The organism is Clostridium acetireducens DSM 10703, assembly GCF_001758365.1.
Classification (GTDB): Bacteria; Bacillota; Clostridia; order Clostridiales; family Clostridiaceae; genus Clostridium_C; species Clostridium_C acetireducens.
Genome location: NZ_LZFO01000034.1, coordinates 1 through 25,770, shown reverse-complemented (window position 1 = coordinate 25,770; position 25,770 = coordinate 1). Strand labels below are relative to the sequence as shown.

General features: G+C 25.6%; 25 protein-coding genes and 2 pseudogenes. 3 read left to right on the top strand and 24 right to left on the bottom strand.

Going from position 1 to position 25,770, the window contains the following annotated elements; all coding sequences use genetic code 11:
- Window positions 1–406: 406 nt before the first annotated feature.
- Window positions 407–2,509 (top strand): sensor domain-containing protein, encoded by a 2,103-nt coding sequence (locus CLOACE_RS09685; RefSeq protein WP_070110907.1) that lies wholly within the window; start codon window positions 407–409, stop codon window positions 2,507–2,509.
- Window positions 2,510–2,951: 442 nt separating this feature from the next.
- On the opposite strand, the gene CLOACE_RS09680 is transcribed toward CLOACE_RS09685, so the two are convergent.
- From CLOACE_RS09680 to CLOACE_RS09630, 11 genes and pseudogenes are all read right to left on the bottom strand, one after another.
- Window positions 2,952–4,109 carry an iron-containing alcohol dehydrogenase gene (locus CLOACE_RS09680; protein WP_070110906.1) on the bottom strand — a complete coding sequence of 386 codons (1,158 nt, stop codon included), beginning with the start codon at window positions 4,107–4,109 and terminating at the stop codon, window positions 2,952–2,954.
- Window positions 4,110–4,253: 144 nt separating this feature from the next.
- Window positions 4,254–4,703 (bottom strand): Fur family transcriptional regulator, encoded by a 450-nt coding sequence (locus CLOACE_RS09675; RefSeq protein WP_070110905.1) that lies wholly within the window; start codon window positions 4,701–4,703, stop codon window positions 4,254–4,256.
- A 97-nt stretch (window positions 4,704–4,800) separates the two neighbouring features.
- Window positions 4,801–5,298 (bottom strand): thiol peroxidase, encoded by a 498-nt coding sequence (gene tpx / locus CLOACE_RS09670; RefSeq protein ID WP_070110904.1) that lies wholly within the window; start codon window positions 5,296–5,298, stop codon window positions 4,801–4,803.
- A gap of 595 nt (window positions 5,299–5,893) precedes the next feature.
- Window positions 5,894–6,442 (bottom strand): pyruvate kinase alpha/beta domain-containing protein, encoded by a 549-nt coding sequence (locus CLOACE_RS09665; RefSeq protein ID WP_070110903.1) that lies wholly within the window; start codon window positions 6,440–6,442, stop codon window positions 5,894–5,896.
- Window positions 6,443–6,536: 94 nt separating this feature from the next.
- The gene (locus CLOACE_RS09660; RefSeq protein WP_070110902.1) at window positions 6,537–7,091 is read right to left on the bottom strand and encodes a GNAT family N-acetyltransferase; all 555 of its coding nucleotides are present in this window, start codon (window positions 7,089–7,091) and stop codon (window positions 6,537–6,539) included.
- 159 nt (window positions 7,092–7,250) lie between these two features.
- Window positions 7,251–8,411, bottom strand: a complete 1,161-nt coding sequence (locus tag CLOACE_RS09655) for an RNA-guided endonuclease InsQ/TnpB family protein (RefSeq protein WP_070110901.1) — start codon at window positions 8,409–8,411, stop codon at window positions 7,251–7,253.
- Window positions 8,350–8,522 (bottom strand): annotated as a pseudogene (locus CLOACE_RS11875) (IS607 family transposase); the annotation flags it as partial. The gene CLOACE_RS09655 and the pseudogene CLOACE_RS11875, both read right to left, overlap by 62 nt.
- Window positions 8,523–8,697: 175 nt before the next feature.
- Window positions 8,698–9,636 (bottom strand): patatin-like phospholipase family protein, encoded by a 939-nt coding sequence (locus CLOACE_RS09645; RefSeq protein WP_070110900.1) that lies wholly within the window; start codon window positions 9,634–9,636, stop codon window positions 8,698–8,700.
- 68 nt (window positions 9,637–9,704) lie between these two features.
- The gene (locus CLOACE_RS09640) at window positions 9,705–10,559 is read right to left on the bottom strand and encodes an SDR family oxidoreductase (protein ID WP_070110899.1); all 855 of its coding nucleotides are present in this window, start codon (window positions 10,557–10,559) and stop codon (window positions 9,705–9,707) included.
- Between the two features lie 391 nt (window positions 10,560–10,950).
- Window positions 10,951–11,952, bottom strand: coding sequence for a type II toxin-antitoxin system antitoxin SocA domain-containing protein (locus tag CLOACE_RS09635; RefSeq protein WP_070110898.1), 1,002 nt, complete (start codon window positions 11,950–11,952; stop codon window positions 10,951–10,953).
- Between the two features lie 31 nt (window positions 11,953–11,983).
- Complete coding sequence (locus CLOACE_RS09630; protein WP_070110897.1) at window positions 11,984–12,409, bottom strand: hypothetical protein; 426 nt, start codon at window positions 12,407–12,409, stop codon at window positions 11,984–11,986.
- Between the two features lie 515 nt (window positions 12,410–12,924).
- Here CLOACE_RS09630 and CLOACE_RS09625 point away from each other — a divergent pair.
- On the top strand, window positions 12,925–13,470 hold the full coding sequence (locus CLOACE_RS09625) for a YhcN/YlaJ family sporulation lipoprotein (RefSeq protein ID WP_242866458.1): 546 nt from the start codon (window positions 12,925–12,927) through the stop codon (window positions 13,468–13,470).
- 275 nt (window positions 13,471–13,745) lie between these two features.
- Here the strand turns inward: CLOACE_RS09625 and CLOACE_RS09620 are convergent, their stop codons facing one another.
- From CLOACE_RS09620 to CLOACE_RS09580, 9 genes are all read right to left on the bottom strand, one after another.
- Window positions 13,746–13,994 carry a hypothetical protein gene (locus tag CLOACE_RS09620; RefSeq protein WP_070110896.1) on the bottom strand — a complete coding sequence of 83 codons (249 nt, stop codon included), beginning with the start codon at window positions 13,992–13,994 and terminating at the stop codon, window positions 13,746–13,748.
- Between the two features lie 134 nt (window positions 13,995–14,128).
- Window positions 14,129–14,425 carry a M48 family metalloprotease gene (locus CLOACE_RS09615; protein WP_070110895.1) on the bottom strand — a complete coding sequence of 99 codons (297 nt, stop codon included), beginning with the start codon at window positions 14,423–14,425 and terminating at the stop codon, window positions 14,129–14,131.
- A 50-nt stretch (window positions 14,426–14,475) separates the two neighbouring features.
- Window positions 14,476–16,329 carry a type IA DNA topoisomerase gene (locus CLOACE_RS09610; RefSeq protein WP_070110894.1) on the bottom strand — a complete coding sequence of 618 codons (1,854 nt, stop codon included), beginning with the start codon at window positions 16,327–16,329 and terminating at the stop codon, window positions 14,476–14,478.
- Window positions 16,330–16,771: 442 nt separating this feature from the next.
- Complete coding sequence (locus CLOACE_RS09605) at window positions 16,772–17,797, bottom strand: DUF1002 domain-containing protein (protein ID WP_070110893.1); 1,026 nt, start codon at window positions 17,795–17,797, stop codon at window positions 16,772–16,774.
- 104 nt (window positions 17,798–17,901) lie between these two features.
- A complete protein-coding gene (locus CLOACE_RS09600; protein WP_070110892.1) occupies window positions 17,902–19,320 on the bottom strand; it encodes a sensor histidine kinase in 1,419 nt (472 codons plus the stop codon).
- A 155-nt stretch (window positions 19,321–19,475) separates the two neighbouring features.
- The gene (locus CLOACE_RS09595; RefSeq protein ID WP_070110891.1) at window positions 19,476–20,189 is read right to left on the bottom strand and encodes a response regulator transcription factor; all 714 of its coding nucleotides are present in this window, start codon (window positions 20,187–20,189) and stop codon (window positions 19,476–19,478) included.
- Between the two features lie 297 nt (window positions 20,190–20,486).
- Window positions 20,487–21,218 (bottom strand): ABC transporter permease, encoded by a 732-nt coding sequence (locus tag CLOACE_RS09590; RefSeq protein ID WP_070110890.1) that lies wholly within the window; start codon window positions 21,216–21,218, stop codon window positions 20,487–20,489.
- Window positions 21,219–21,231: 13 nt separating this feature from the next.
- On the bottom strand, window positions 21,232–21,996 hold the full coding sequence (locus CLOACE_RS09585; RefSeq protein WP_070110889.1) for an ABC transporter permease: 765 nt from the start codon (window positions 21,994–21,996) through the stop codon (window positions 21,232–21,234).
- Window positions 21,996–22,904, bottom strand: a complete 909-nt coding sequence (locus CLOACE_RS09580; RefSeq protein WP_070110888.1) for an ABC transporter ATP-binding protein — start codon at window positions 22,902–22,904, stop codon at window positions 21,996–21,998. The genes CLOACE_RS09585 and CLOACE_RS09580 overlap by 1 nt, the downstream gene beginning before the upstream one ends.
- A 335-nt stretch (window positions 22,905–23,239) precedes the next feature.
- Between CLOACE_RS09580 and CLOACE_RS09575 the strand changes: the two genes are divergently transcribed.
- Complete coding sequence (locus CLOACE_RS09575; RefSeq protein ID WP_084027613.1) at window positions 23,240–23,413, top strand: YoaP domain-containing protein; 174 nt, start codon at window positions 23,240–23,242, stop codon at window positions 23,411–23,413.
- A 32-nt stretch (window positions 23,414–23,445) separates the two neighbouring features.
- On the opposite strand, the gene CLOACE_RS09570 is transcribed toward CLOACE_RS09575, so the two are convergent.
- The 4 genes and pseudogenes from CLOACE_RS09570 to CLOACE_RS11870 form a co-directional block, all read right to left on the bottom strand.
- Window positions 23,446–24,414 carry a hypothetical protein gene (locus CLOACE_RS09570; RefSeq protein ID WP_070110887.1) on the bottom strand — a complete coding sequence of 323 codons (969 nt, stop codon included), beginning with the start codon at window positions 24,412–24,414 and terminating at the stop codon, window positions 23,446–23,448.
- Between the two features lie 23 nt (window positions 24,415–24,437).
- Window positions 24,438–24,884 (bottom strand): flavodoxin family protein, encoded by a 447-nt coding sequence (locus tag CLOACE_RS09565; RefSeq protein WP_070110886.1) that lies wholly within the window; start codon window positions 24,882–24,884, stop codon window positions 24,438–24,440.
- Window positions 24,885–24,901: 17 nt separating this feature from the next.
- Complete coding sequence (locus tag CLOACE_RS09560; protein WP_070110885.1) at window positions 24,902–25,318, bottom strand: secondary thiamine-phosphate synthase enzyme YjbQ; 417 nt, start codon at window positions 25,316–25,318, stop codon at window positions 24,902–24,904.
- A 238-nt stretch (window positions 25,319–25,556) separates the two neighbouring features.
- A pseudogene (locus CLOACE_RS11870) lies at window positions 25,557–25,770 on the bottom strand (transposase); the annotation flags it as partial.

The window sequence follows — 25,770 nt, the reverse complement described above, 5'->3', positions numbered from 1 at the left end:
AAGTATTCACTCCTCTTTGTTGTGTATTTTTGGTGGTACTTAAATATTCGACATTTTGGGGTGAATTTCCTTTTTGAATAATAAAAAAGTTAGTAAAATCAATGATTATAAAATATGAAATTTACTCTATTATTTAAATAATATACACGATAACTATATAAATGCAAAAGATTTAACTTTTCAAATTTTATTTAATAACTCTTTTAAAGAAAAAGATCCAGAAATAACAGAAAGACTAAATTCTATTGTTTTAGAAAATGAAACTTTAATAAAAGATTTTAAAAATAATAATTTAAATAATGAAATAAAAAATGAATATAATAAAATCAAAAATGATACAAAAAAAATAGATGCTTTATTTAATACTATTATTTATAATTTACATGAAAATAACTATGATGAATCTGTGAAACTATATAAACAATTAAGTTCATATACTAGAGAAATTCATAGAGATATACATTCTGCAGTGAGTTTAGAGCTAGATAATGCAAAAAAAGACTATATTTCAAATGAAACTTTTTATAAAAGGACAATATATTTTATGTCATTCCTTATTTTCTTAGAATGTTTTATATTTATACTACTTTCTATAATACTTATTAATTCTATTTCTAAAAGACTTAATAATCACTTGGAATTTGCTAAAGAAATAGCTTGTGGAAAACTAGATAGCACTATAAAAGTAGATAGTAATGATGAAATTGGTGTATTAGGCAAAACATTAAATACAGCTTTTAATAATACAAAAAAATTAATGAATGAAATTAAAGATTCTGAAAAACAATTAAAAATAAAAATAGAAGAATTATCTACTGTTCAAAATCAACTTAAAATAGATAAAGAAAGATATGAATTAGCAGTAGAAGGTGCCAATGATGGCATATGGGATATAGATTTATTAAACAATACAATATATATATCTAATAAATGTAAATACTTATTGGACATAGATAAATCAGAAAATACTTTTGACTTAGCCTATTGCCATGAACTATTTTATAAATTTCTTGATAAAAGTTCTTTTAAAAATTATGTGAAAAATTTAATAGAAAAACAAATTCACATATGCTATAAAGAATTTAAATACTTAGATTCTGAAGGCAAAGAAAAAATATTTTTATTAAGAGGAAAAATTATATGGGATGAAAATAAAAAACCCTATAGAATGGCAGGTTCTATAACAGACGTAACTACTGAAAGAAAAGCAAATGAAAAAGCTAAATACTTAGCTTACTATAACAAATTATTAGGTATTCCTAATATGACTTATTTATTAAATAATTTACCAGAATACATAGAATATACACCCAAAGATAATATTGGAGCTATTTTAGCATTAGATATTGATAATTTTAAAAGTATAAATGAAGTATACAACCGTAAAATAGGCGATGAAACTTTAAAATTTATAGCAAATAGACTAAAATACTTTTCATCTGAAGATAAAATTTTTAGCTTAAATGGAGATAACTTTATAATATATTGTAATAAATTTAATACTAAAGAACAAATAGAAAAATATGTACAAAATTTAATAGATATTTTTAAAAATCCTTTTGTAATTAAAAATAATGATATTTATTTATCTATAAGTATAGGTATAAGCTGTTATCCTGAAGATAGTACTGATCCAAATGCATTAATTAAAAATGCAGAAATAGCTTTAAGGTATTGTAAAGAGAAAAATAAAAATTCCTATAATTTTTACAATCCTTCTATGGAATTTGAAACTAAGGAAAAAATACTTATAAAAAGCAGATTAGTTAAAGCTATAATAAACAAAGAATTTCAATTATATTATCAACCTAAAATAAATTTAAAAAACAATAAAATAGATGGCATGGAAACTTTAGTAAGATGGATTCACCCTTTAAAAGGGCTAATTCTTCCCTCAAATTTTATACCTATTGCAGAAGAAAGTGGCTTAATTGTACCTATAGGTAAATTTGTACTAAAGGAAGCTTGTAGACAGAATAAATATTGGCAAGACAAAGGTTTAAGTCCATTAAAGGTAGCTGTAAATATATCTGCTAAACAAATTCAACAAGATGATTTTGTAGATATTGTAAAAAATGTTTTAAAATCTACTAACTTATCTAGTAAATACTTAGAACTAGAAGTTACTGAAAGCACTATAATGAGCAATTTTGATTTATCTGTAAGTAAACTACAAGAATTAAAAAATCTTGGCATAAGAATTTCTTTAGATGATTTTGGTACAGGCTATTCTTCTCTTAATTATTTGAGAAGACTTCCTATTGATTCTATAAAAATAGATAAATCTTTTATTGATAATATTACTAAAATTGAAAAAGATAAATTTATAACATCTTCTTTAATTGATTTAGCTCATGGTTTAAATTTAACTGTAGTAGCAGAAGGTGTAGAAACAGAAGCACAGCTAAATATTTTAAAAGAATTCAATTGTGATATAATTCAAGGTTATTTATTTAGCAAGCCTTTAGATAAAGAAGGCTTTGAAAAAATTGCTATGCAATTTTTTTAGTTGAGAGTTAAGAGAGAAGAGTTGAGAGTAGGATATTTGCATAAAAAAATGAATTAAAAATAATTTGTATAAAAATAATATTACAGTAGTATAAAGAAAGTTTGTAAATAAATCATTTCATTAAGACACTCTAAGAATAAAAAACAAAAAAACTCCTACCCAATTTATGCCCCGTCCTTGGGGCGGAAATTGGCTCATCACGTCCTGTGATGAATTACGGAGTTTTTTTATTTTTTATTCTAAGAGTGTCTAAAATTTATTCAAATTATTTACAAACTTTCTTTATACTACTGTAATATTATTTTTATACAAATTATTTTTAATTGATTTTTTTATGCAAATATCTCAATTTAAATTACAACATTAGTAATACAATTATGATTTCTTGAGGCAGGAAAGAAATCCTCCTCAACTCTCAACTCTTCTCTCTTAACTCTCAACTTTATATATCATCCACAGCACTTATTTTTTTACCATAATATACATAATTTAAAAGCTTTTCCATTTGCTCTTCTGAAATTGGCACAGGGTTTGTTTTAGTAGAACCTTTAAGAGAATTTTTAATTAAAATATCCATATTAGATTTAAAATCCTCTTCTAATATTCCTGCTTCTTTAAAGCTCTTAGGTATATTTAAAACTTTATTTAATTCCCTCACACTTAATATAAAATCTCCATTTATTAAATTACTGCATAAATCCTCTAATTTCAACTTTACAGTTTCATCTCTATAGTTGTATCTAAGTACATAAGGCAGTACTATAGCATTAGTAAGACCATGACCTAAATTAAAAGCTCCTCCTATAGCATGAGCTATTCCATGTGCCATACCTAATCCTATATTTGCAAAGGCTAATCCTGCCATACATTGATAATTGTGAACCTTTTCTCTGGATTCTATAGTTTTTTCTTTATAAGAAATAGGCAGATACTTAAGCAGTCCATAAATAGCTTCTTTTGCTAAAGATTGTGTAAAATCTTCTGATTTATTATTAATATAACATTCCACAGCATGAGTAACAGCATCCATTCCAGTTTCTGCTACTACATTATCCGGCATAGTCATAGTTAAATTAGCATCTAAAATTGCTATATCTGGAATAAAACCTTTGGATTTAAGTCCAATTTTTATATTATCCTTTTTAAAAGTCACTACAGCAGATCTAGTAACTTCACTTCCTGTACCAGAAGTTGAAGGAATTGCAATAAATCTTATTTTATTTCTTTTGTTAGGAAGTCTTTTATCTAATATGTTTTCAAAGTTAATTTCAGGATTTTCATATAAAATTGCCATTACTTTAGCAGCATCTATAGAAGATCCACCACCTACTGCTATAACTATATCTGGATTGAATTTTTTCATAGATTCTAATCCTTTTAAAACTTCTTTTGTATCTGGATTGCTTTTTATTCCTGAATGAACGTAAATTTCACATTTATTCTTTTCTAATACTTCTTTTATGTAGTCTATAGTTCCATTTTTAAACATGGATTTTCCACCAGTTACAATAAAAACATTTTTATTTTCTATTTTTTCTATATACTTTATTGAACCAACTCCAGTTACGAGTTTTTCTCCGCCAAATATTAAATTTTTCATAAAACTTTACCCCCTTTTTTTCTTAATTATATCATATATGAATTAATTTATACAACTTATTTTTAATTATTTTATATTTGCAAATTATTTCAATGATTTTTTATTTCTTCATCTAAATATATGTGATTTATATAATTAATTTTTTTAATCTTTAATCTTTTTTTTACATTGGCTACATAATCCTACAAACATAATATTTAAGTCATATATTTCTAAATCATTTTCTTTTTCAACACATTCATTTAGTTTTAAATAAGCTAAATTTAATTTTAAGCTATCTATATCCATTATTTTATTGCATTTACTACATTTAAAATGAACATGCAAAGGTTTTTTACTAAATATTTTCATTTCATAGTAACTTACTCCATTAACATTTAATTTTTTTACTATTCCTAATTCATTAAATACCTTTAAATTTCTATATATTGTTGCAATACCTATATTTTTGTGTTTTATTTTTTCATAAATTTCTTTTACTTTTAAATGGGTTTTGCTTTCTAAAATAGTTTTTAATATTATTCGCTTTTGCAAGGTAAATTCGTATCCATTTTTTTGTATAATATTTTTAAAGTATTCTAAATTTTCACTCATAAAATTCACCTCTTATTATTGGCATTTGCTAATTATATAATATATGTATTTATAATTAATGTCAAATGCCAATAACAAAAAATACAATATTAAAATTTTAATTTAATATTTTCTTAGCTGCTTCCAATATAGCATCGTAATTTGGTTGATCTGTTACTTCTTCTAAATACTCTACATAAGTAACTTTATTATTTTCATCTATTACAAAAGCTGCCCTAGTTAAAAGACCTAATTCTTCTATGTACGTTCCATAATTTTTACCAACTAATCTATCTTTAAAATCCGATAATGTTTTTACATTTTTTATACCATGAGCTGCACACCATCTTATTTGAGCAAAAGGTAAATCCATAGAAATAGTGTACACTGAAACATTTGGTATAGATGAGGCTACTTCATTGAAAGTTCTAGCTTCTAAATCACAAACTGGTGTGTCTAAAGATGGTACTGTAAGTATTATTCTCACTCCCTTTGTATCTTTTAAAGATACTGGTTGCATATTGTTATCTATAGCTATAAAGTCTGGTGCTGTATCTCCTACTTTTACTTCATTTCCCCACAATGTTACTGGTTTTTTTTGAAATTTAACTTTCATTTTCTTCCCTCCGATAACTAATATCATTTGATAATAAATTTTATTATATATTACCACTTTATTTTGCATAAATCAATAATACTTTACATTACTTCCATTTGATTTTAATCTTTTATATTCTATAAATATACTTTTTACTTAGGTTTTAACAGTTTCCCTAATTTTATTCAAACTATTTTATTTATTCTTTTAAAGGTAGTATATTTGCATAAAAAAATGAATTAAAAATAATCTGTATAAAAATAATAAGCAAAGCAGTATAAAGAAAGTTTGTAAATAAATCATTTCATTAAGACACTCTAAGAATAAAAAATAAAAAAACTCCTACCCAATTTATGCCCCGTCCTTGGGGCGAAAATTGGCTCATCACGTCCTGTGATGAATTACGGAGTTTTTTTATTTTTTATTCTAAAAGTCTCTAAAATTTATTCAAATTATTTACAAACTTTCTTTATACTGCTTTGCTTATTATTTTTATACAGATTATTTTTAATTCATTTTTTTATGCAAATATATCAATTTAATCAAAAATTTTTCGTAATGCCAATGGAGAAAAATTCTCCAAAACTCTTAACTCTTTTCTCTTCTCTCTTAACTAAAAACTTTCTGGTTTGCATAGTATTTGGTGAATTTTTGTATCAAATATATCTCTTGCATGACTTGGAGTTATTATAACTGCTGTGTCTGCTCCTTCTGCACTGCCACCTATAGCAATTACTTCTTCTCCATAAGGTATTAACCCAGAATCTAAAGCCATAACTGCTATTTCAACACATACTTTAGTACCCTGTCCAAACATTCTTAAGGCATAAGAAATTATCTCCACAGGATTTATGCCTCCAAATTTTCTGCTTATTCCCCTTTCTGCTCCACTTAAAACATGAGTGGTAGTAAGTATTTTTACTCCACCTTTCATTAATTCTTGCTTCATTTCTCTACTCATTTCATTTTTTCCAGGACCTGCAAATCCGTAAGCATGAGTTACACAAATTATATTTAAATCATGACAGTTTTCAAAAAATTTAGCAGTGTATCCTTCACAAGAAGCTACTACTATATGTTTTATGTTTCTTTCTTTAGCAACTTTTAATGCTATTTCCACTGTTTTTTCTGTATTTTGTTTTCCTTTTTCTTTAAAATACACTTTTATCCTCCTTATTTTATAATTATATGTATTAAGTATTACTCTACAGTTAATATAATATTTAAAAAACTGTAGAGCAAATCTTAATATTATTTTATTTCCATTCCTTCTTTAAAACAGAAAATATATATTCATCATGCAATTCACCTTTATAAATACCATGTTCTCTTAATAATCCTTCCCTAGTAAATCCTAATTTATTTAAAAGCCTTTCAGAATTTACATTTTCCTTCATTGCATAAGCTTCTATTCTAGTTACTCCAAAATTTTCAAATCCGTAATCTATAAGATTTTGCAATGCTTCTTTCATAAATCCTTTTCCCCAAAATTCATGGTAAAGATCACAGCCTATTCTTCCTATAAAGCTATCCTCTTGTAATCCAGAATTAAAACCACAAGTACCAATTAATAAATTATCTTCTTTTCTGAAAATACCCCATCTCACTGCTTCATTTTTGTAAAACAATTCATTAAAAAAGCTTATCATAGATTTTACTTCATCAATAGTTTTAATTGGAACTATATTCATATATTTAGTAACTATTTCATCAGACCAATATTTAAATAAAGTATATTGATTTTCTGTAGTAATTCTATCTAATACAAGTCTTTTTGTTTCAATTACAGGAAATTCTTTTTCATCAATCATATAACCTCTGCTACTCAAAATATGGACAAATATATCCATATCGAGATTTTTACTGCTTCAACGTGCTTTGCCTTGCCTAAGCTACTACAGTTTGTATAGCACTTCCACAGTCGTTAATTCCCGAAATAGCCTTCGGTACACATATAAGTGCTTATTTAATTAAGCTATCTTATATTTTTTAGCATTAGCCAAATTAATACTAGCATTTAAATGCTTATCTATTTCAGTATTGCAATTATTGCACCTGTAAACTCTATCTGATAGTTTCAACTCTTTTTTATATGCTCCACAACAGCTACAAGTTTTACTTGAAGGATAAAATCTATCTACAACTCTTAATTCAATATTATTCAGTTTACACTTATATTGAAGTTTAGTTATAAATTCATAAAACCTCTGCTGTGCTATTGCTTTAGCTAAATGCTTGTTTTTCATCATTCTACTAACATTTAAATCTTCAATAGTTATATAGCTTGGTTTTTGCTTAACTATTTTATTAATAGTTTTATTTATATAATCAGTTCTAATGTTAGATAGTCTTTGATAAACTTTTTGCACCTCTACTATTTGTTTTTGGATATTTTGACCAGTAGCTTCTCCTTTCTTTTTTTTATTTTTAAATTTCAAACTCTCATATTTCCTTGAAAGTTTTCTTTCTTCACGTTTTAATTTTTTTTCTAGTTTTTTAATTTTTGATGTTTTGTTTATATTTTTAAAAGTCATTCCATTTGAACATATTGCAAAGTCTTTAATTCCAATATCTATTCCTATACCTTTATTTATTGGTTTTATAGTATTATTATTTTCTTCAACTAATATAGATACATAATATCTATTAATATTTTGACTTACTGTGCCACTTTTAACTTTTGAATTTGTTGGTATATATCCAAACTCTTTTAATCTCATCCAACCAAGAGTAGGTATTTTTACTTTGTGTCTTTTAATAGTCCAATCTGTTTTACCATTCTTAGGAAAATAAGCTTTAACATTTTGATTTTTCTTTTTCTTAAATTTAGGAAATCTACTTAATCCTTTAAAAAATCTCTTAAAAGCTTTGTCTCCATTCATAATAGCTTGTTTTGTAGCTTTAGAAGATACTTCTTTAATCCAAAGCTTATCTTGATTATTAGGAATGTATTCATTGTTAAGCCATTTAGAAAAATCTATTCCACTAATAAATTTCTTTTCTTTTTCATAAATTTTTTTATTATGATCTATATAAAAGTTATAAATAAATCTACTAACTCCAATAGTTTTATGAATTTTTATAATTTGTTCTTGAGTTGGTTTTATCTCCACTTTGTAGCTTTTTAACAATCTAATCATCCTCCTTAATCTTTTTCTTAATCCATATATCCTACGTGAAAATACATGAGTTATGGATATTAAATCCTGAATCATTTCTTCTTGTGGAGATAAACTTTCATTTCCTTATGAATATATAATCATTTATATATATATTTGTCCATGTTTTTATTTATAGTTTTCTCTCCTTTTTATACTCCAATTTAATTTATTATATCACATTTATTTATACTATAAATTTGATTTTATTCCAATGTAGTGTAATTTCAAAAAAAGAACTATAATTTTGTTTGATTTTTTATATTTTCTTACTTTTATTTTTTACTCTATGACTTGCTACATACCTATGAAAATCCCAATTTTTAATAAAATTTTCTGTTGCTTTATAACCATTTGAATAAAGCATCTTACATTTATTATAGCTAATATTAAATTCTGTAGTTTTTACTCCATTACAAGGCAAAAATATAGTTCTTACTAAATCTTTATTTCTAATATATCTCATTTCATTTTTATTTATCATAGTATCAAATATATCTGAAGTAAATGCTAATATATCTTTTCTATACTGTAGTTTATCTTCTGGCACTTCTTCTTTTAATCTAAATCCAAATGTAGGCCATCTTGGAACACCTTCTACGTCAAATATCCAAACTGGAAAATTACTGAGTATTCCTCCGTCTAATACAAAACTTGTTTTAGAATTATGATTTAATTTATAGGGTTTAAAGAAAAAAGGTAAAGTACAACTCATTCTAACAGCTTTAGCAATTTCAAATTCCATAGGGTCTATATTGTATTTTTTCAAATCATCTGGCAAAATCAGCATGTCCTTTTTTGTTATATCTGTAGCTATTATTTTTAGCTTTTCCATTCCATTTGTACATATATGCTTGAATTTTGTTTTACCTTTTGCTGCCAAAAGCTCTCCTACATACTTTTCAATAACAAAAGCATCATATACACCTTTACAAAATAAAAAATTAATGACTTTCATTATAAAAGGTACAGGTTTCATAATTTTTTTACTTAAAAAATCTCTATAATCATTACCAAACATTATTTCTCTAATTTCTTTTCCAGAATACCCCACTGATAAAAGTGCTGCAATTATAGACCCTGCAGAAGTTCCCGCAGTTCTTTGCCATTTATAACCTTTCTCTTCCATACAACAAATAGCTCCTATAAAAGCTATAGCCTTCACTCCACCGCCTTCAAAAACTCCATCTGCCTTCAATTTTTATTCCCCCTTTTGTACCAATATATGTTGCAGGGTAAAAAAATTGAGATGCAATTTTTTTAAAATCAGCTTTCAGTAATTCTTCCTCCATTTATGTGTATAACTTGACCTGAAATATAAGAAGAGTCTTCTGAGGCTAACAAAACGTAAGTTGGTGCTAATTCTACTGGTTGACCAGGTCTTTTCATTGTGGTGTTTTCACCAAAGGAAGGTATTTCATCTTGACCAAAACTAGATGGAATTAGTGGAGTCCATATAGGTCCTGGAGCTACTGCATTTACTCTTATACCTTCTTTTGCTAAAGATAGGGATAATGAACGAGTAAATGAAACTACAGCTCCTTTAGTAGCAGAATAATCTATTAAAGTTTCATGACCTTCATAAGCTGTTATAGAAGTGGTATTTATAATAGAGCTTCCTTTTTTCATATGATTAAGTGCTGCTCTTGTTAAGTAAAACATAGAAAAGAAATTGGTTTTAAATGTTAATTCCATTTGCTGTGAAGTTATATCTTTAATGCTGTTTTGAGGGTACTGTACTGCAGCATTATTTACTAATATATCTATTTTTTTTAGACTTTCTACGGTTTTGTTTACTATATCATTGCAAAAATTCTCATCTTTTAAATCTCCTGGCATTAAAATGCACTGTCTGCCTTGCTTTTCTATTAAAGCTTTTGTTTCTTCTGCATCGCTGTGTTCATTATAATAAGGTATTACAATATCTGCTCCTTCTTTTGCAAAAGCTAGTGCTACTGCTCTTCCTATACCACTGTCTCCTCCTGTAATTATTGCAACTTTATTGTATAATTTATTACTTCCTTCATAATTTTCATTATCAAATATAGGTCTTGGATTCATTAAAGATTCAATACCTGGCTGAGTACATTGGTGCTGTGCTGGCAAATTAGCAATATACATAAATTCCCCTCCTATTTAATATATAAATATCATAATTATTTTATATATATAAAGAAATTTTATTCAAAAAAACTGATATTAATTTTAGACAAAATCGAAAAAACTTCAAGAAGAAATTATAAAAAAATAGTTTTTCAAAATAATCCTATTTGTGATTTACAGAAAAATTTTTTACAACTTATATTCTATATTCTTAAAAATTTGCTTGATAACATTGACTTAGCCAGTCTAAAAATTTATCAGCTCTTTAAGTAAGTGTAAAAATGCAATTCCAGTAAAAACAAAATTTTTACTGGAATTTTATCACTAAATATAGATTTTTTGAGGTACTAAAGAAATTCTCCAAAACTCTTCCCTCATACCTCCTAACTAGAAAACCGTCCTCTCTCCTCTAATTATAAAGCTTATTAAAAAGATTGGTACTATAATCTCTAATATCTGATATATTAAGCATATTGTGTTTCAATTTAATATCATTAAAATACTTTTCTATCAACTCTTTTTCAATAATTTTATCAGATTTTTCATCCTTTCTCATTCCCATTCTAGTAAGACTCCAAGGTGTTTCTACATGAGTCATTCTTTCCAATACCCTGCCACTATAACACCCAAAGTTTCTTATAATACTATCTAAAACCTCTTTTTCAATTTTTGACAACTCTATACTAGTATATTCAAAATCTTTTTCCTCAATAGGATTGAATCCATAATTTTCATATTTATAATACACGCTTCTATACACAGGACCATGTACCCAAGCTTCACAGTTATTATGAAAGAAATATTCTCCTGTAAAAGCCTTAAAAAAACCTTGAGCATAGTATAATAATTTCTGCAATGCTAAAGGCGTTATATCTGAACAATTTACTAATAAATATTTAACTACATTATCAATTTTATCTTCAGACTCAATAGTAATAGCATTTTCTTCCTCAAATTTTAGCAAAGCACTACTACAATGTCTATATGCAACATCTGTTATGTTATCTTTATTTTTTTCTAATATTTCCTTCATATAATTTGAATCATTAAGAATTTTTTTTAATATATTAGAATATTGCTTCGTAGGAATGTCTCCATCTAAATATCTAGTAAGGGTGCCTTCACCCCATCCTAATAATAAGGATAATGGTCTTTTACCAATATCATATTTTTCTAATATAATCTCCATTTCTGAAATTGAAATAATACCTTCCTTTTCTCTAAAAGCTTTATCTAACATTTTAAGATTATAATCACGAATATAATCTATAAAAATCTCACTTTCACATTCAGTACAAAGTGCTATTTTTCCTATATAATCAATTTTTTTACCTCTGATGTTTTTTGTCATTTTTTTTTCTCTAACAGAGTATTTAACACTGTCATGACATTTCTCACAAAATCCTAACATCTAGGCTTCCTCCTTTATTTTTAATTACAATTTATTTAAACAAATATTTTATTGGCTTATTTCTTTTATGGAAAGATACAATAATGATATAGTCATCACCTCTCCTAGTTTTAGTCATATTAATTTTAATATATATATCAACATCTTCTAAAGTTCCCCAAAAATCCAACTTTTGACACTTACAGAATATGTACAATTTTTCATAAGCAAATTCTTTTTTCTCATTATCCACAGCATAGCAAAAATCATTATATTGGATACTTAATAATATTTCTTTTTCCTTTTTTGTATCAATTTTATAATCTTCTATAAAATCTATGTTTTCTTTCCTATTTTCATTTTTTGAAATTATATATTTACTATCTAATATTGCTTTTCTAAATTTGTGAATATAATCTTTTACATCATCTATAGTAAAATCTGTATACTTTCTTGTTTTACTTTCACTATAACTCAAACCTTACTATCTCCTCTCTTATATTATAATTAAATTATACACTAATTATACCATATACGCAATATAAATTGTATTTATTAATACATTATATTATTATTTTGTACTATTTTAAATTTACCTATATAAAGAAATTTTATTCAAAAAAACTGATATTAATTTTAGATAAAAATTTAAAATAATGTATATAAAAATAATAATACAGCCTCATAAATAGAGCTTGTAAATAATTTGAATGAATTTTAGAGAATCTTAGAAGAAAAAATAAAAAAACTCCGTAATTCATCACAGGACGTGATGAGCCAATTTCCGCACCAAGGACGGTGCATAAATTGGGTAGGAGTTTTTTTGTTTTTTATTCTTAGAGTCTCTTAATGAAATGACTTATTTACAAGCTCTATTTATGAGGCTGTATTATTATTTTTATATACATTATTTTAAATTTTTATCTAAAATTAATATCAGTTTTTTTGAATAAAATTTCTTTATATAGGTAAAATAATTGTGAGGTGATTAAATTGAAGAAGCAAATTAAAAATATAAATTTTTTAATTTCTGCACTATTTATACTTTTATTAAGCTTTGGTGGTTGCCAATCTATGGGTACTAAAAAGAACCCTGCAAATAATACTACAAAGTCACCAACTGAAGTTTCTCCTAAAACTCCAACTAGTCCTGAAGGAAAAAATGTTCCTGATTCAAATAATGCCAATAATAATGCCAATGATGATTTAACTAAGAGAGCTGATAACATAGCAAAAGCTGTAACTTCTGTAAAAGGAATTAGTAAAGCTAATGTAGTAATATCTGAAAAAAGAGCATTAGTTGGTGTCAATATGGATAAAAAAATTGAAGGTTCTGCTACAGATAAATTAAAATCAGATGTAGAAAAAGTAGTAAAAGATACAGATAAAGAAATAGAAACAGTGGCAGTATCAGCAGATGTAGATACATTTGAAAGACTAGGTAAAATAGGTGAAGGAATTAGAGAAGGTAGACCTTTATCAGAATTCGGAAAAGAAATAGAGGAAACCTTTAGAAGAATTTTACCACAAACTAAATAATTAAATTTATCATATAGCTATAATACTCTCACTTCTTAGCGTAACGTAGTGGGAGATGTAAGTTTGTAATATATAATTTCACTGCTATAAAAGCTTAGCCTAAAAAATTTTTGTATAAAAAACTCTTAACTATTTAAAGGAAAATGATTTTTAAAAGTTAAAAATAAAAAACTTCTACCCAATTTCCACCCTAAATACAGGGCATAAATTGGGTAGAAGTTTTTTTATTTTTTTGTTTAATTTTTTTCTGAAATTATTTTAATCTTAATACTTAATTATCCTAAAATAAATTTTAATAAAACACCTAAAATTATAAGAGCATAAGCTACTATTTTAGTTAATAAATAATTATAGCATTGGTATCTTTCTTCGTCTTTTATTATATATTTACATACAAAGTAAGGTCTCATAGATCTTTTATACCAACCTATAACTTGAACTTCTTTTTCTTGAAATTTATCTACTTTAAATAATCCAAATAATGTTTCAAATATTTTTAATGGTTGTTTATAATCTACTAACATTATGCCGGTTTCATCATCAATTATTAAATCTTCGCTGTAAAACAGCCCTGGTATGCCTTTTCCTATAATTTTTCCTTTTAATATTGCAGGAATACCCCTTACAGGAGATGCATCTTCTCTTAATAAAAGCTCTTCTATAGTACTTTCTTTGTAATTTTTTCTATTGGATTACCATCTTTAATTATACCTATTTGTGGCTTAGGCATATTGTATTCATCACAAGATTTTTCTATAAAATCCAGCACATTTTCACTTATATAAATATTATAATCATCAAATGATACTTTATAAAACATCTCTATTACTAAAGGTCCAAGTAAAAATTGAATTAATACTATAGAAACAGAAAATACCACTGCCACCCATAAGCTTAAATCATATTTCCATACTAATACTGTACCTACTACAAATAATAATCCAAAAGAAAGCAATAAAGTCAATACAGATTTTTTTAAAATTGCATTATAGTAATTTTACTAATTTATTTTTTTGGTCTAGTGTCGCAAATTACTTGAGATCTTATTCTTTTTATTTTGTTAACTCCATTTGTGGTGAAGTTATATATTTCCTTTAGAAAATCATCTTTTTTGAAAGTTCCTTTTTCTATATCATAAAGTTTTTTCTCTAGTCTTCCTGTATAATCTGTATCTAATAATTCTTTTATTGGGAATACTTCTATTAGTTTTATTCCTTTGTCTGTTATAAGTAAGGATTTTCCTTTTTGATTTATATAACCTGCGTATTTTAGTTTGTTTATAGTTTCGGCTCTTGTGGCTGCTGTGCCTATGGAGTATCCATAAAGTATGTTTGAGTCTTCTTCTGATTCATTGTTTGAGTTTGTGTTTTTGCCGCAAGTTTCCATGGCTTTTAATAGGGTTTTTTCCGTGTGATGAGCTGGTGGTTTTGTTTTTTTAGATGATATTTTACAATTTTTCATAGTTACTTTATCATCCTTTTCTACTGGTGGTAATAACTCATCTTTTTTATCTGCTTTATATAGTTTAAGCCAGCCTTTAAATTTAAGTATTTTTCCTTTTGTTTGAAATAATCTTTCGTAATTTTCACCAGGTACACTAGTTACTATTTCTGTATTTTCGTATTTTGCTGAAGGCATAAATTGGGATATAAATCTATTTTTTATAGCTTCATAAACTATTTTTTCATCAGCAGTTAATTTTTTAGGTAGTACATATGTAGGCATAATAGCACTGTGGCTTTCTACTTTGGCATTATTAAATACTTTTTTAGATTTATTAAATACTATTTCATCTTTAAAAGGCAAATCCTTTTTTAATATTTCCAGTACGTTTTTAGCTTTATCTTTAATACTTTCCTCTAAAGCTGTACTTTCTGTTCTAGGATAAGTTATATGTTTTTTTTCATATAAATTTTGTGCTACTTTTAATACTTTATCTGCTGTAAAGCCCTTGAATTTACTAGTTACATATCCTTGGAGATTACTTAAATTAAATAAACTTGGAGGATTTTCTTTTTTAATTTCCACTATTTTTTCTACTATAACTCCATCTTTGCCTTTTATTTCGTTTTTAAGCCTTTCCATGGTTTTTTTATTAGGGAATTTATTCCTTTTACCATAAAAGAATTTTCCTTTGTACTCACCTTTTTCATTTTCAAAAGTAGCATCTAATTCAAAAAATTCTTCTACTTTAAAGTTCTTTATTTGCATTTCTCTATCATATATCATTTTCAATGTAGGCATTAAAACTCTGCCTATATTAAGTAAATTTCCTTTTCCTCTAGTGTATTTCATTGTGGCAATAGAAGTAAAATTAATTCCTATTACCCAATCTGCCAGTTGCCTACTTACACCTGCATCTTGCAAATTTTTCATTTCAGAATTCTTTTTAATATTATTAAGACCTTTTTTTATTTCTTTAGGTGTCCATTCATTTATAAGTATTCTATAAATAGGCTTTTTTACTTTTAAAAAATTAAATATAAGAAGTGCTATAAGCTCTCCTTCTCTATCAAAATCTGTAGCAGATATTATTTCCTCTACATCTTCTCTATTTATAAGTGTTTTTATAATTTCAAGCTGCTTTTTAGCTCCAGCATCTACTACTTTTCTGTTTTTGCTACTATTTTTTATTTTATATTTAAATTTCTCAGGTATATAAGGAAAATTTTCAAAACTCCATAAAGCTAATTTAGCATCATAATCCTTAGCATCATATAAAGTTAATAAATGTCCAAATGCCCAAGTTACTACATATCCATTTCCTTCTAAATGCCCATCTTTTCGTGTTTTACACCCTAATGCCTCTGCTATATTTTTAGCTACAGAAGGCTTTTCTGCTAACAATAATTTGCTCATAAACTCACCATCACTAATTTATTTTATTTATACATATCATTATATCACTTTTGCAAACTTAAACTAAAAATTAATTTTATTTAAATTGTTGAAAAAAATCATCAATATAAATTGCATATAAAAAATAATTAAAAATAATCTGTGTAAAAATAATACCACAGCCTCATAAAGAGAGTTTGGAAATAAGTCATTTCATTAAGACACTCTAAGAATAAAAAATAAAAAAACTCCTACCCAATTTATGCCCCGTCCTTGGGGCGGAAATTGGCTCATCACGTCCTGTGATGAATTACGGAGTTTTTTTATTTTTTATTCTAAGATTGTCTAAAATTCATTCTAATTATTTCCAAACTCTCTTTATGAGGCTGTGGTATTATTTTTACACAGATTATTTTTAATTATTTTTTATATGCAATTTATATTGATGATTTTTTTCAACAATTTAAATAAAATTAATTTTTAGTTTAAGTTTGCAAAAGTACTGGTTATTACTAGAATTTGTATCATTGTCATTAGAATTTGTATCTTCAGTATTAGAGTTATCTTTATCATCATTAGTTTGTGTTTTTACTTCTACAGTTGTATCTTTACTATCATCCGAGAAAATATTTGCAAAGAAACTTTTAATAGAATTCCACATTTTACTAAAGAAACCTTGGGCTTCTTCACTAGTTAATTTTCCTTTTAATTGATTTGTAACATCATTTAATTGGCTTTTTATTTTACCAAAATCTAAATTTAATCCATTTATCTTTTTCATTAAATCAGTTATTTTTTGAACATCTTCATCACTTAATTTATTTCCATAGTTGTTAGTTATATTTACTACTATTTTTTCTATTTCCTTATCTGTTTTTGGCTTTTTCTTAACTACATCTTTTTTAATTTCATTTATAGTATTTGCTGCTTCATCTTTTCCTATTTTATCTCCTAGTTCACCAGTAACTACCATTTCTTCATTGGCAACTTTCTTTTTATTTTCATCAATCTTTTTTCCACCTTTGCTGTTTTCAAATCCTTTTAATATTCCTGTAAGAGCTGCTGTACCAGATACATTAAAAGGAGCTGCTGCTTTAACATTGGCGTTTTCTACACCAGCAGTTATTAAGGCATTTTTTATCATACTGTCAGTAACCCAATATATATTATGAGTGGATATATTTAGTCCACCACTATCAGTAGGTTCCACATAAGAGCAAGATATAGACCTAGTTCCTAATTGCTTTTTAGAAGCTACATCACCTAAATATTTTTCTTCTTCTTGTCTATTTACTTCCAATACATTAGCTTCTTCTTTTTTAATGCCAAAGTACTTAAGCATTTCTTCCTTTTGTTCATTAGTTAAATCTGCACCTAATGTAACAACTTTAAAGGCATCTGCAGAAACTTTATTTATGGGCATAGATAGCACTGTGCACAATGTAAATACTGCAATTAATAATTTACTTACAATTATTTTAAATCTCATATTATCTTCCTCCTTTACTTTTTATGTATTAAATAGCTTGTTCAATTAACATATATATTATATACGTAAATTTGGAAAGTATAAAGCTTAATAAAAAAATTATACTAATAATTTTTAAAATTTATTGCCACCTTTGTTCCGCTACCTATTTTACTTTCTATTTTTATTTTACCATTGTGGGCTTCTATTATTGCTTTTGATATTGCCATGCCAAGTCCTGATCCTTTGTGGCTTTCTCCTGTGTTAGTGCCTCTGTAGTATCTTTCAAAAATTTTGCTCAAATCTTCTTTGGCTATTCCTTTTCCCTTGTCTTTAATTGTAATTATTATTTCTTCTTTAATATTTTCTATAGATACTTTAATTTTTACATTTTCATCATTGTGAACTACTGCATTGTAAATTATATTATTGAAAGCTCTTTCTAGAAATTTTTCGTCGCAGTTTAAATAAATACTTTCTTCTTTGGAAATAAACTCTATATTTCTGTTTTCATATTTAGGATTGTTTAGTATGTTTATTATTGTTTCTCTTAGTATGTCTACTAAGTTATGTTCTTTCTTTTGAAGTGGTAATTGGTTGTTTTTTAGCCTGTAAGTTAATCTTAAATCTTCTATTAATCCATTCATATAGTTGCATTTTTCTAGCATTACACTTGAATATTTCATTCTTTCTTTTTTTGAAATTTCATAATCATTGTCATTTAAAATTTCACTATAACCCTTTATAGAGGATAGTGGAGTTTTTAAATCGTGAGAAATATTAGTTATCCATTCTTCTCTCATTTTTTCTATTTCTTTTCTTTCAATTTCACTTTTATTTAATTTATTAGAAAGATTGTTTAGGCTTTCATATACTTCTTTGTACAAGCCCTTCTTAGGATATTTTTTATTGTAATTTCCTTCTTCTAAAGATTGTATTCCATTTATTACATCTAAAAGTGGATTGGTAAGTTTTTTGCTAAATAAATATCCTATAAAAACTATTGCTATTATAGTAATTAGTAAAAACCATATTATTGTAGGTAAAAAATAATCTCGAATTTTATAAGGTGTAAAATATGCTATATATTTTGCAATTCTTTTAGATGAAAAACCTATTATATAAGTCCATTTATATCCTTTATTTTCTATTAAACTTCCATACAAAGTAGAATTTTTTATTGCATCTGTATATACATAACTATGCACTAATTCTATAGGTGCATAATGCTTTTTGGCATCTTTAGGAGTATTAATTCCCAGTACTTCATTGCCATTAGTGTCTAATATTTGCATCCAACATTTATTTTCATTAAGAATTTTTAAACCTTCATTATTAACTTTAGGCAAATCTTTTTCAAAAATTATATATTTTTTAAATTCCTCAGTTATGTGTAAAGGATTATTTCTATAAGCTAATTCATACCTTTTATTTCCTCTATCAAAATTAAAAAATACACTAATAGCTATAAAATTTGCAAATAATATTATAAACACAATTAAAATTAAAGTGGTTAAATAATGCCTTACTATTTTCCATCTCATATTTATACTCCTAAATTATACTTTAACATTAAAAATAAATAATAATTAACACATTCTATTTTATATAAACTAAAAAATATAATAATACTCTAAATATTTATTTTTCTGTATTAAAAGTTTCAATTTTAATACATCTATTCTTTTATATTTTACTTCTAATCTTTAATTAATTTATATCCTAATCCCTTAACAGTAATTAAATACTTAGGACTACTAGGTTTGTCTTCTATTTTTTCTCTTATATGTCTTATATGAACCATAATAGTATTGTCCATGCCCATATAATCTTCTCCCCATACTCTTTCAAATATTTTTCTTTTGCTTAAAATCTGATTGAAATTCTTTGCTAGATATAAAAGCAATGAATATTCCTTGGCAGTAAAATTAATTTCTTTATCTCCTTTTTTAACCAAAGCTTTATTTTCTTCTATAGTTATATCCCCAAATTTTATAATCTTTTCTTTTGTTTCTGCCATTTTTTCTATATAAATATTTCTTCTAAAATGAGCCTTTATTCTAAAAGCAACTTCCTTTGGACTAAAGGGTTTTGTAACATAATCATCTCCCCCTAATCCAAAACCTAAAATTTTATCTACATCTTCAACTTTTGCAGATAAAAATATAATAGGTACATAAGAAATTGCTCTAATATTTTTGCAAACTTCGTAACCATCTATATCTGGAAGCATTATATCCAAAACTATTAAATCTGGTTTTTCCTCTTTAAACATATATATGCCTTGTTTTCCTGTGGAAGCTTTAAATACATTTTTAAAACCCTCTTTTTTTAATACAGTTTCTAATAAATCTAGTATTGCTTCTTCATCATCTATTAAAAGTATTTTCTTCTCCTCTATAGAAAACCCCATAACTAACCTCCATAAAAATGTTTTACTTTCAAAAACAACTAATAATATAATTTTATTATTTATAAATCATATTTTATAAATTAAATCTTTTACCTACTAAATACTTTAACATAAATAAGTTTTAAAAAATATTATTAAATATTTAATAATAGAAATAAACAGTGTTAATGAAAAATAACTTTATTTCTCTATATAATTTTTATATTAATAAAATTTTCTTCCTTTAAAACTGTTACATAAAAGTATATTTTAATCATAAGTATAGATTTTAATAAATTTAAACCAGCTTTAAATTTATTAAACTACATCTCTTTTATTAAATTCCCTAATCCCCAATAACATAACCATTATAAATATAGCTGCACAAATTAAATATAAATTATTACTAGTAGAAAACATATTTACTTTTCCCGATAAAGTAAACATACCTGCATATGTCCAGGGAAATAATATCCAATATTTTGTATTAGCTATTAACATAGCTGGTAGTGTCATAGCAATGCCTATACCCAATGCCACAGCATTACTAAATCTTATACTTAAATAATATTGAATTGCCATAACAGGAAATAAAACTAAAAAAGCTAAAAGAGGTCTTATTATAATTTCTTTTGGAAATGCCATGTTAATAGAAGCAAGCATTTTTCCTCCAATTAGCACTGCCGAAATAAATACAATTATATTTAAAAATATAAATATAGCTCCTACAAAAAATTTTGAAATATACATATGGCTTTTTTCAATAGGTAATATAAGCATTGTCTTCCAATTATCTTGTTTATTTTCCATATTAGCTAAATAAGCCATAACTATTGTTACAATTAAAGGCAAAAGATTCATTCCATAAAATATTACACTTTGAGTATAAACTTGCATCCATATATTTTGTCCTTTGCTAGTAAATAAGTCATGATATCTAAGAAAATTTCCTATACCTTGAAATACAATAAATAAAGGCATTAAAGTTACTATGCAAAGCAATTTTGACCTTTTAACTTTCATTAATTCTATTTTAAAAACTTCAAACATTTCAATCACCTCATTAATTTATATCTTTATTAGAAAAATGATATACACCTAAACACCCTGCTATTATTGTAAAAACTATTCCTCCTATCACAGGTATATAATTATTACACTCTGCAAAAGGCAATGTATTTAACATATAGCTATACGGTATTATTTTGGAAAGTAAATCTGATTGTAAAAACATTATAGCCCCTATACTAAAGCAAAATCCTATGGAAGTAGATACCATTGTATTTGAAAATAGCATACTTATAAAATACTGAACACTTACTATAGCCAATGCTCCAAACATTTCAAATGCTATATATTTAACTAAAAAACTCATTTGAAAAGCTTCTTTAAAACCAAATATCTTACCTATAAAGAACACTAAAATTCCTTGAAATAAAATAACTATAAAAGTTAAAATTACCGCAAAAGCTCCCTTAGCTAAATAAACATCTTTTCTGCTTACTGGTCTTGATAATATAACCTTCCAAGTGTCTTCTTTGTATTCTGTATAAGTTAAAATACTACATATAAAAGTTACAACTAAAGGCACCGCTAAAAACCAAGCTAAAGTCAAATTACTTTCAAAAAACAAACAGTCCCAAACATTGAACTTCTCCATACCTCTACTTATTTTCTTTAAATAATATGAAGAAGTTAAATAATCTTTTCTAATCATAAAATCTAAAAAAGTCAACAAAAATGAACCTAAAGGCATTCCAAAAACTACAGCCCATACAAAGCTTCTTTTCTGCTTTAGAAATTCTCCTTTTAATAACTGCAAAAACATTATAGGCTGCCTCCTTCTTTAGTTAAATCTAAGAATATTTCTTCCAAGCTCTTTTTCTTAATATAAAATTCCTTTATATTAAAATCATTAAATATTAATTTCTTAATAACTTCATTAGAATTAATACATCCAGCTTTTAAAAAAACTCTTCTTTCCCTAACTTCCGCATCTATTCCCTCTCTATTTAAAAAATTAGCTGCATTTTCTAAACTTTCAACATTTATGCAAAATTCTTCTTGTCCTAATCCTTCAAGTTTTTCTAAACTGCCTTGAAAAAGAAGTTTTCCATTATTAATTATTCCTACATCTTCTGCTATAATCTCAATTTCCTTTAATATATGGCTAGAAACCATAACAGTCATGCCTGTTTCTTTAGGTAACTTTATAATAAGTTCCCTTATCTCCTGTATTCCCGCAGGATCAAGTCCATTAGTAGGCTCATCCAATATTAAAAGTTCTGGATTTCCCAAAAGAGCTTGGGCAATTCCTAATCTTTGTTTCATACCTAAAGAAAACTTTTTAACAGCTTTATTTTTCCACTTTCCTAATCTTACTAATTCCAAAACTTCATCTATTCTTTTATTATCTAAATTTAGTATTTTTCTAGATATCTCTAAATTTTCATAAGCAGTTAAATGTCCATAATAAGCTGGTGACTCTACTAAAGCCCCTACCTTTCTCAATATTTCCATTCTGTTTTTACTAAATCCCTTATTAAATATAGTGAAAGTTCCGCAAGTAGGCTTCACCAAACCTAAAAGCATTCTTATAGTAGTAGATTTTCCCGCTCCATTAGGTCCTAAAAATCCATAAACCTTTCCCTTTTGTACTTTTAAATCTAAATCTTTTACTGATGTAAAATTCCCGTATTTTTTTGTTAATCCATTGGTTTCAATAATATATTTCATAAGATTACCTCCTAATAAATGTTAAAATATTATGTTATAAATTTTCGTTTATCTAAACACATCTTATTTTCATAATAAACCTTTATCCTTAAGTGTATATTGGGGTAACCTTAATTCTTCCTTAATTTTGTAAGTACTATATAAACATCCATATAAAACAAATATAATATAATTAAAGTGATTTTATATATTATTTTTAATTATTAAATAACTTTGATAACGTATTTTTTATATATTATTTTAATTGTTAAATAAATTTGCAGAAAAAATAAATAACATTGCAATATAGAATTTTGTGTAGGTTCTACACCAGATATAGAAAGGAGTTTTATTATATGGAAAATTCAATAGAAATTATTAAAATTGATAGTAAAGATCAAGTAACCAATCTTCCATCAGTCTTTAGTATTTATAGTGTATTTTACAACGGTAAATTTATTACACATGAAATTTTAAGTGAATCAAAATTTAATAAAATTATAAAGGCTATAAAGGATGGGAAATATTAAGGTATTATAAGAGGATATTATATAATTAAAATTTACTTTTTTACTATATAATATCCTTCCCCTCTATCCTCAATTAACTTTTTATCTACTTTAAAATTACTGTTAACTTCAATCTTAATTATTCTTTCAACATTAGTTTCTTTAGGAATAGATACTACATATCCAGCTCTACTTATAGGTTGTCCATTTTTATATCCTAAAAAATCATCAACTTCTGAAAAAGAAAGTATATCCGCTATGTTTTCATTTGAATATACTTTAATATCTTTTTTATTTAATTTAGGCAATTTATCTATATATGAAGCTATCTCTAATTCATCTTTTGCTCCATTTTTTATTGCCTCATTTACTTTTGTTAAAGACATAGGAATAAAATGCATGTAATCACTTGTATATTGATGCCATACATTTATTCCGTAAACTTCTGCTTTACCTATTTTTATATCTAATTTTGTATCTTTGTTTAAATTTACATTATAAATCCATGATTCCAAAGTTTCTTTAGAATAACTTTTATCAAACACACCTATTTGTGTTTCTTTACTTGATAATATTAATTCAAAATTTCCTTCTTCATCTCCAATAGCCATAATACCACTATTTGTACAGTGAATAATTGGATTTTTCACTGCATTACCATTAAAATATTTAACAGTTCCATATAGTTTTTTTAATTCAATTGGAATAATAAACGCTTCGTTATTTATGGTAATTTTAATTTGCTTAGGATTAATTAAAGGTTGTTTTAGTTGAATTTTTAGTTGAAACAAATTGTTGACTATTAATATACTTTTATTTATTAATTGCTTTTCATTATAAGAAACTATAACTTTTACTGCTCCATTTTTAAAATTATTTCCTTTAATTAATATAAAGGGTTCATTTTTCATATTCCATATTTCTTGTTTAGAAATACTTTCTAACGTGGTTTCACATGGAGGATTATTATTTAATATTACTTCAATATTAAAATTGCATATATTTATGCTCATTTTACACATTTTTAGCAAGAATCTCTACAATTCTATTTTTCTAATCCTTTAGCAAAATCTTTGGCATTTTGAATATCTTCTGCATTTGGTCTGCCTTTGCCAAGCCCTCCAATTAATTTAAAAGGTCCAAAAGTATCAAATCCTTTACATGCAAAACTGCCAACAATATTAAAACCCTTTTCTTTTAATTTTTCTTCAATTGAGTTATTGTATTTAGTTTTTCCTTGACCACTTGTTGAAAACACAAATGCCCTTTTATTAGATGTCCTTGGCATATTTTCAATGAAATCAACAATGGTTTTATGTGGCTTTCCATAGTATACACCTGAACCAAACCCTATCAAATCATAATCTTTTAAAATGTTTACATTCATATCCTCAGTTTTAATCATATCTGCCTTTAAAACTTCTGCCATTGCTTTTCCTATTTTCTCAGTATTTCCATGATGTATAGATGTATATACTATTAATGTTTTCATAATTATACCTCCTAAATCTACTCCCCTATTATTTTAACTAATACTCTTTTATCTCTCATACCATCAAATTCCCCATAGAAAATTTGTTCCCAAGGACCAAAATCTAATCTTCCATTTGTAACTGCTACTACAACTTCTCTTCCCATTATGCTTCTCTTTAAATGAGAATCCCCATTATCCTCATATGTATTGTGATTATACCTTGAATACGGTTTCTCTGGAGCTAACTTTTCAAGCCAATTTTTAAAATCTTCATGAAGTCCTGATTCATCATCATTTATAAAAACTGAAGCTGTTATATGCATGGCATTGCATAAAAGTAATCCTTCTTTTATTTTACTTTCTTTTAAACATTGTTCTACTTCTTTGGTTATATTTAAAAATGCTACTCTGCTTTCTGTATGCATCCATAATTCTTTTCTGTAACTTTTCAATATTATCATCTCCTTTTACTAATTATAGCATAATAAATTAATAATTTTTTTAAAATTTTTATTGTAATTATTTCTATTGTGTGATATAATTTTAAAATATTTAAAAAAAATAATTTACAAATTATAAGTTATACTCAATTAAATGGTAAATTATAGTTGATTGCAAAACTAATAGTTTAAAAAATTAAATACTGACCTTAAGTTATAAATATTAAATTTTAAAAAAACAAACTATAGATTAAGCAACTAATGATTTTATTGAGAGTATATTATCTTTATTATTAATTTTATAGCTAATAATTACAGTAATTAATTGGGTTATACTTGCTAATAATAATTCAGCTTTTAAAGAATCCGTCTTATTAATCTTTAAGGTCGATAGACCTAGTGGGTGTTTAATAATATTGTTGGTTCTTTCAGTAATAGTTCTGATTTTATATAAGTTATTCCAT

What these genes read in the sequence shown, in the direction of transcription:
- CLOACE_RS09575 (WP_084027613.1), top strand. Translation starts at nt 23,240, where the DNA reads ATGGAAAATTCAATAGAAATTATTAAAATTGATAGTAAAGATCAAGTA.
- CLOACE_RS09600 (WP_070110892.1), bottom strand. Translation starts at nt 19,320, where the DNA reads ATGAGATGGAAAATAGTAAGGCATTATTTAACCACTTTAATTTTAATT.
- CLOACE_RS09635 (WP_070110898.1), bottom strand. Translation starts at nt 11,952, where the DNA reads ATGTTAGGATTTTGTGAGAAATGTCATGACAGTGTTAAATACTCTGTT.
- CLOACE_RS09610 (WP_070110894.1), bottom strand. Translation starts at nt 16,329, where the DNA reads ATGAGCAAATTATTGTTAGCAGAAAAGCCTTCTGTAGCTAAAAATATA.
- CLOACE_RS09570 (WP_070110887.1), bottom strand. Translation starts at nt 24,414, where the DNA reads ATGTGTAAAATGAGCATAAATATATGCAATTTTAATATTGAAGTAATA.
- CLOACE_RS09640 (WP_070110899.1), bottom strand. Translation starts at nt 10,559, where the DNA reads ATGTATATTGCTAATTTGCCAGCACAGCACCAATGTACTCAGCCAGGT.
- CLOACE_RS09580 (WP_070110888.1), bottom strand. Translation starts at nt 22,904, where the DNA reads ATGAAATATATTATTGAAACCAATGGATTAACAAAAAAATACGGGAAT.
- CLOACE_RS09585 (WP_070110889.1), bottom strand. Translation starts at nt 21,996, where the DNA reads ATGTTTTTGCAGTTATTAAAAGGAGAATTTCTAAAGCAGAAAAGAAGC.
- CLOACE_RS09660 (WP_070110902.1), bottom strand. Translation starts at nt 7,091, where the DNA reads ATGATTGATGAAAAAGAATTTCCTGTAATTGAAACAAAAAGACTTGTA.
- CLOACE_RS09620 (WP_070110896.1), bottom strand. Translation starts at nt 13,994, where the DNA reads ATGTTAGTAGATTATAAACAACCATTAAAAATATTTGAAACATTATTT.
- CLOACE_RS09605 (WP_070110893.1), bottom strand. Translation starts at nt 17,797, where the DNA reads ATGAGATTTAAAATAATTGTAAGTAAATTATTAATTGCAGTATTTACA.
- CLOACE_RS09675 (WP_070110905.1), bottom strand. Translation starts at nt 4,703, where the DNA reads ATGAGTGAAAATTTAGAATACTTTAAAAATATTATACAAAAAAATGGA.
- CLOACE_RS09565 (WP_070110886.1), bottom strand. Translation starts at nt 24,884, where the DNA reads ATGAAAACATTAATAGTATATACATCTATACATCATGGAAATACTGAG.
- CLOACE_RS09680 (WP_070110906.1), bottom strand. Translation starts at nt 4,109, where the DNA reads ATGAAAAATTTAATATTTGGCGGAGAAAAACTCGTAACTGGAGTTGGT.
- CLOACE_RS09595 (WP_070110891.1), bottom strand. Translation starts at nt 20,189, where the DNA reads ATGGGGTTTTCTATAGAGGAGAAGAAAATACTTTTAATAGATGATGAA.
- tpx (WP_070110904.1), bottom strand. Translation starts at nt 5,298, where the DNA reads ATGAAAGTTAAATTTCAAAAAAAACCAGTAACATTGTGGGGAAATGAA.
- CLOACE_RS09590 (WP_070110890.1), bottom strand. Translation starts at nt 21,218, where the DNA reads ATGTTTGAAGTTTTTAAAATAGAATTAATGAAAGTTAAAAGGTCAAAA.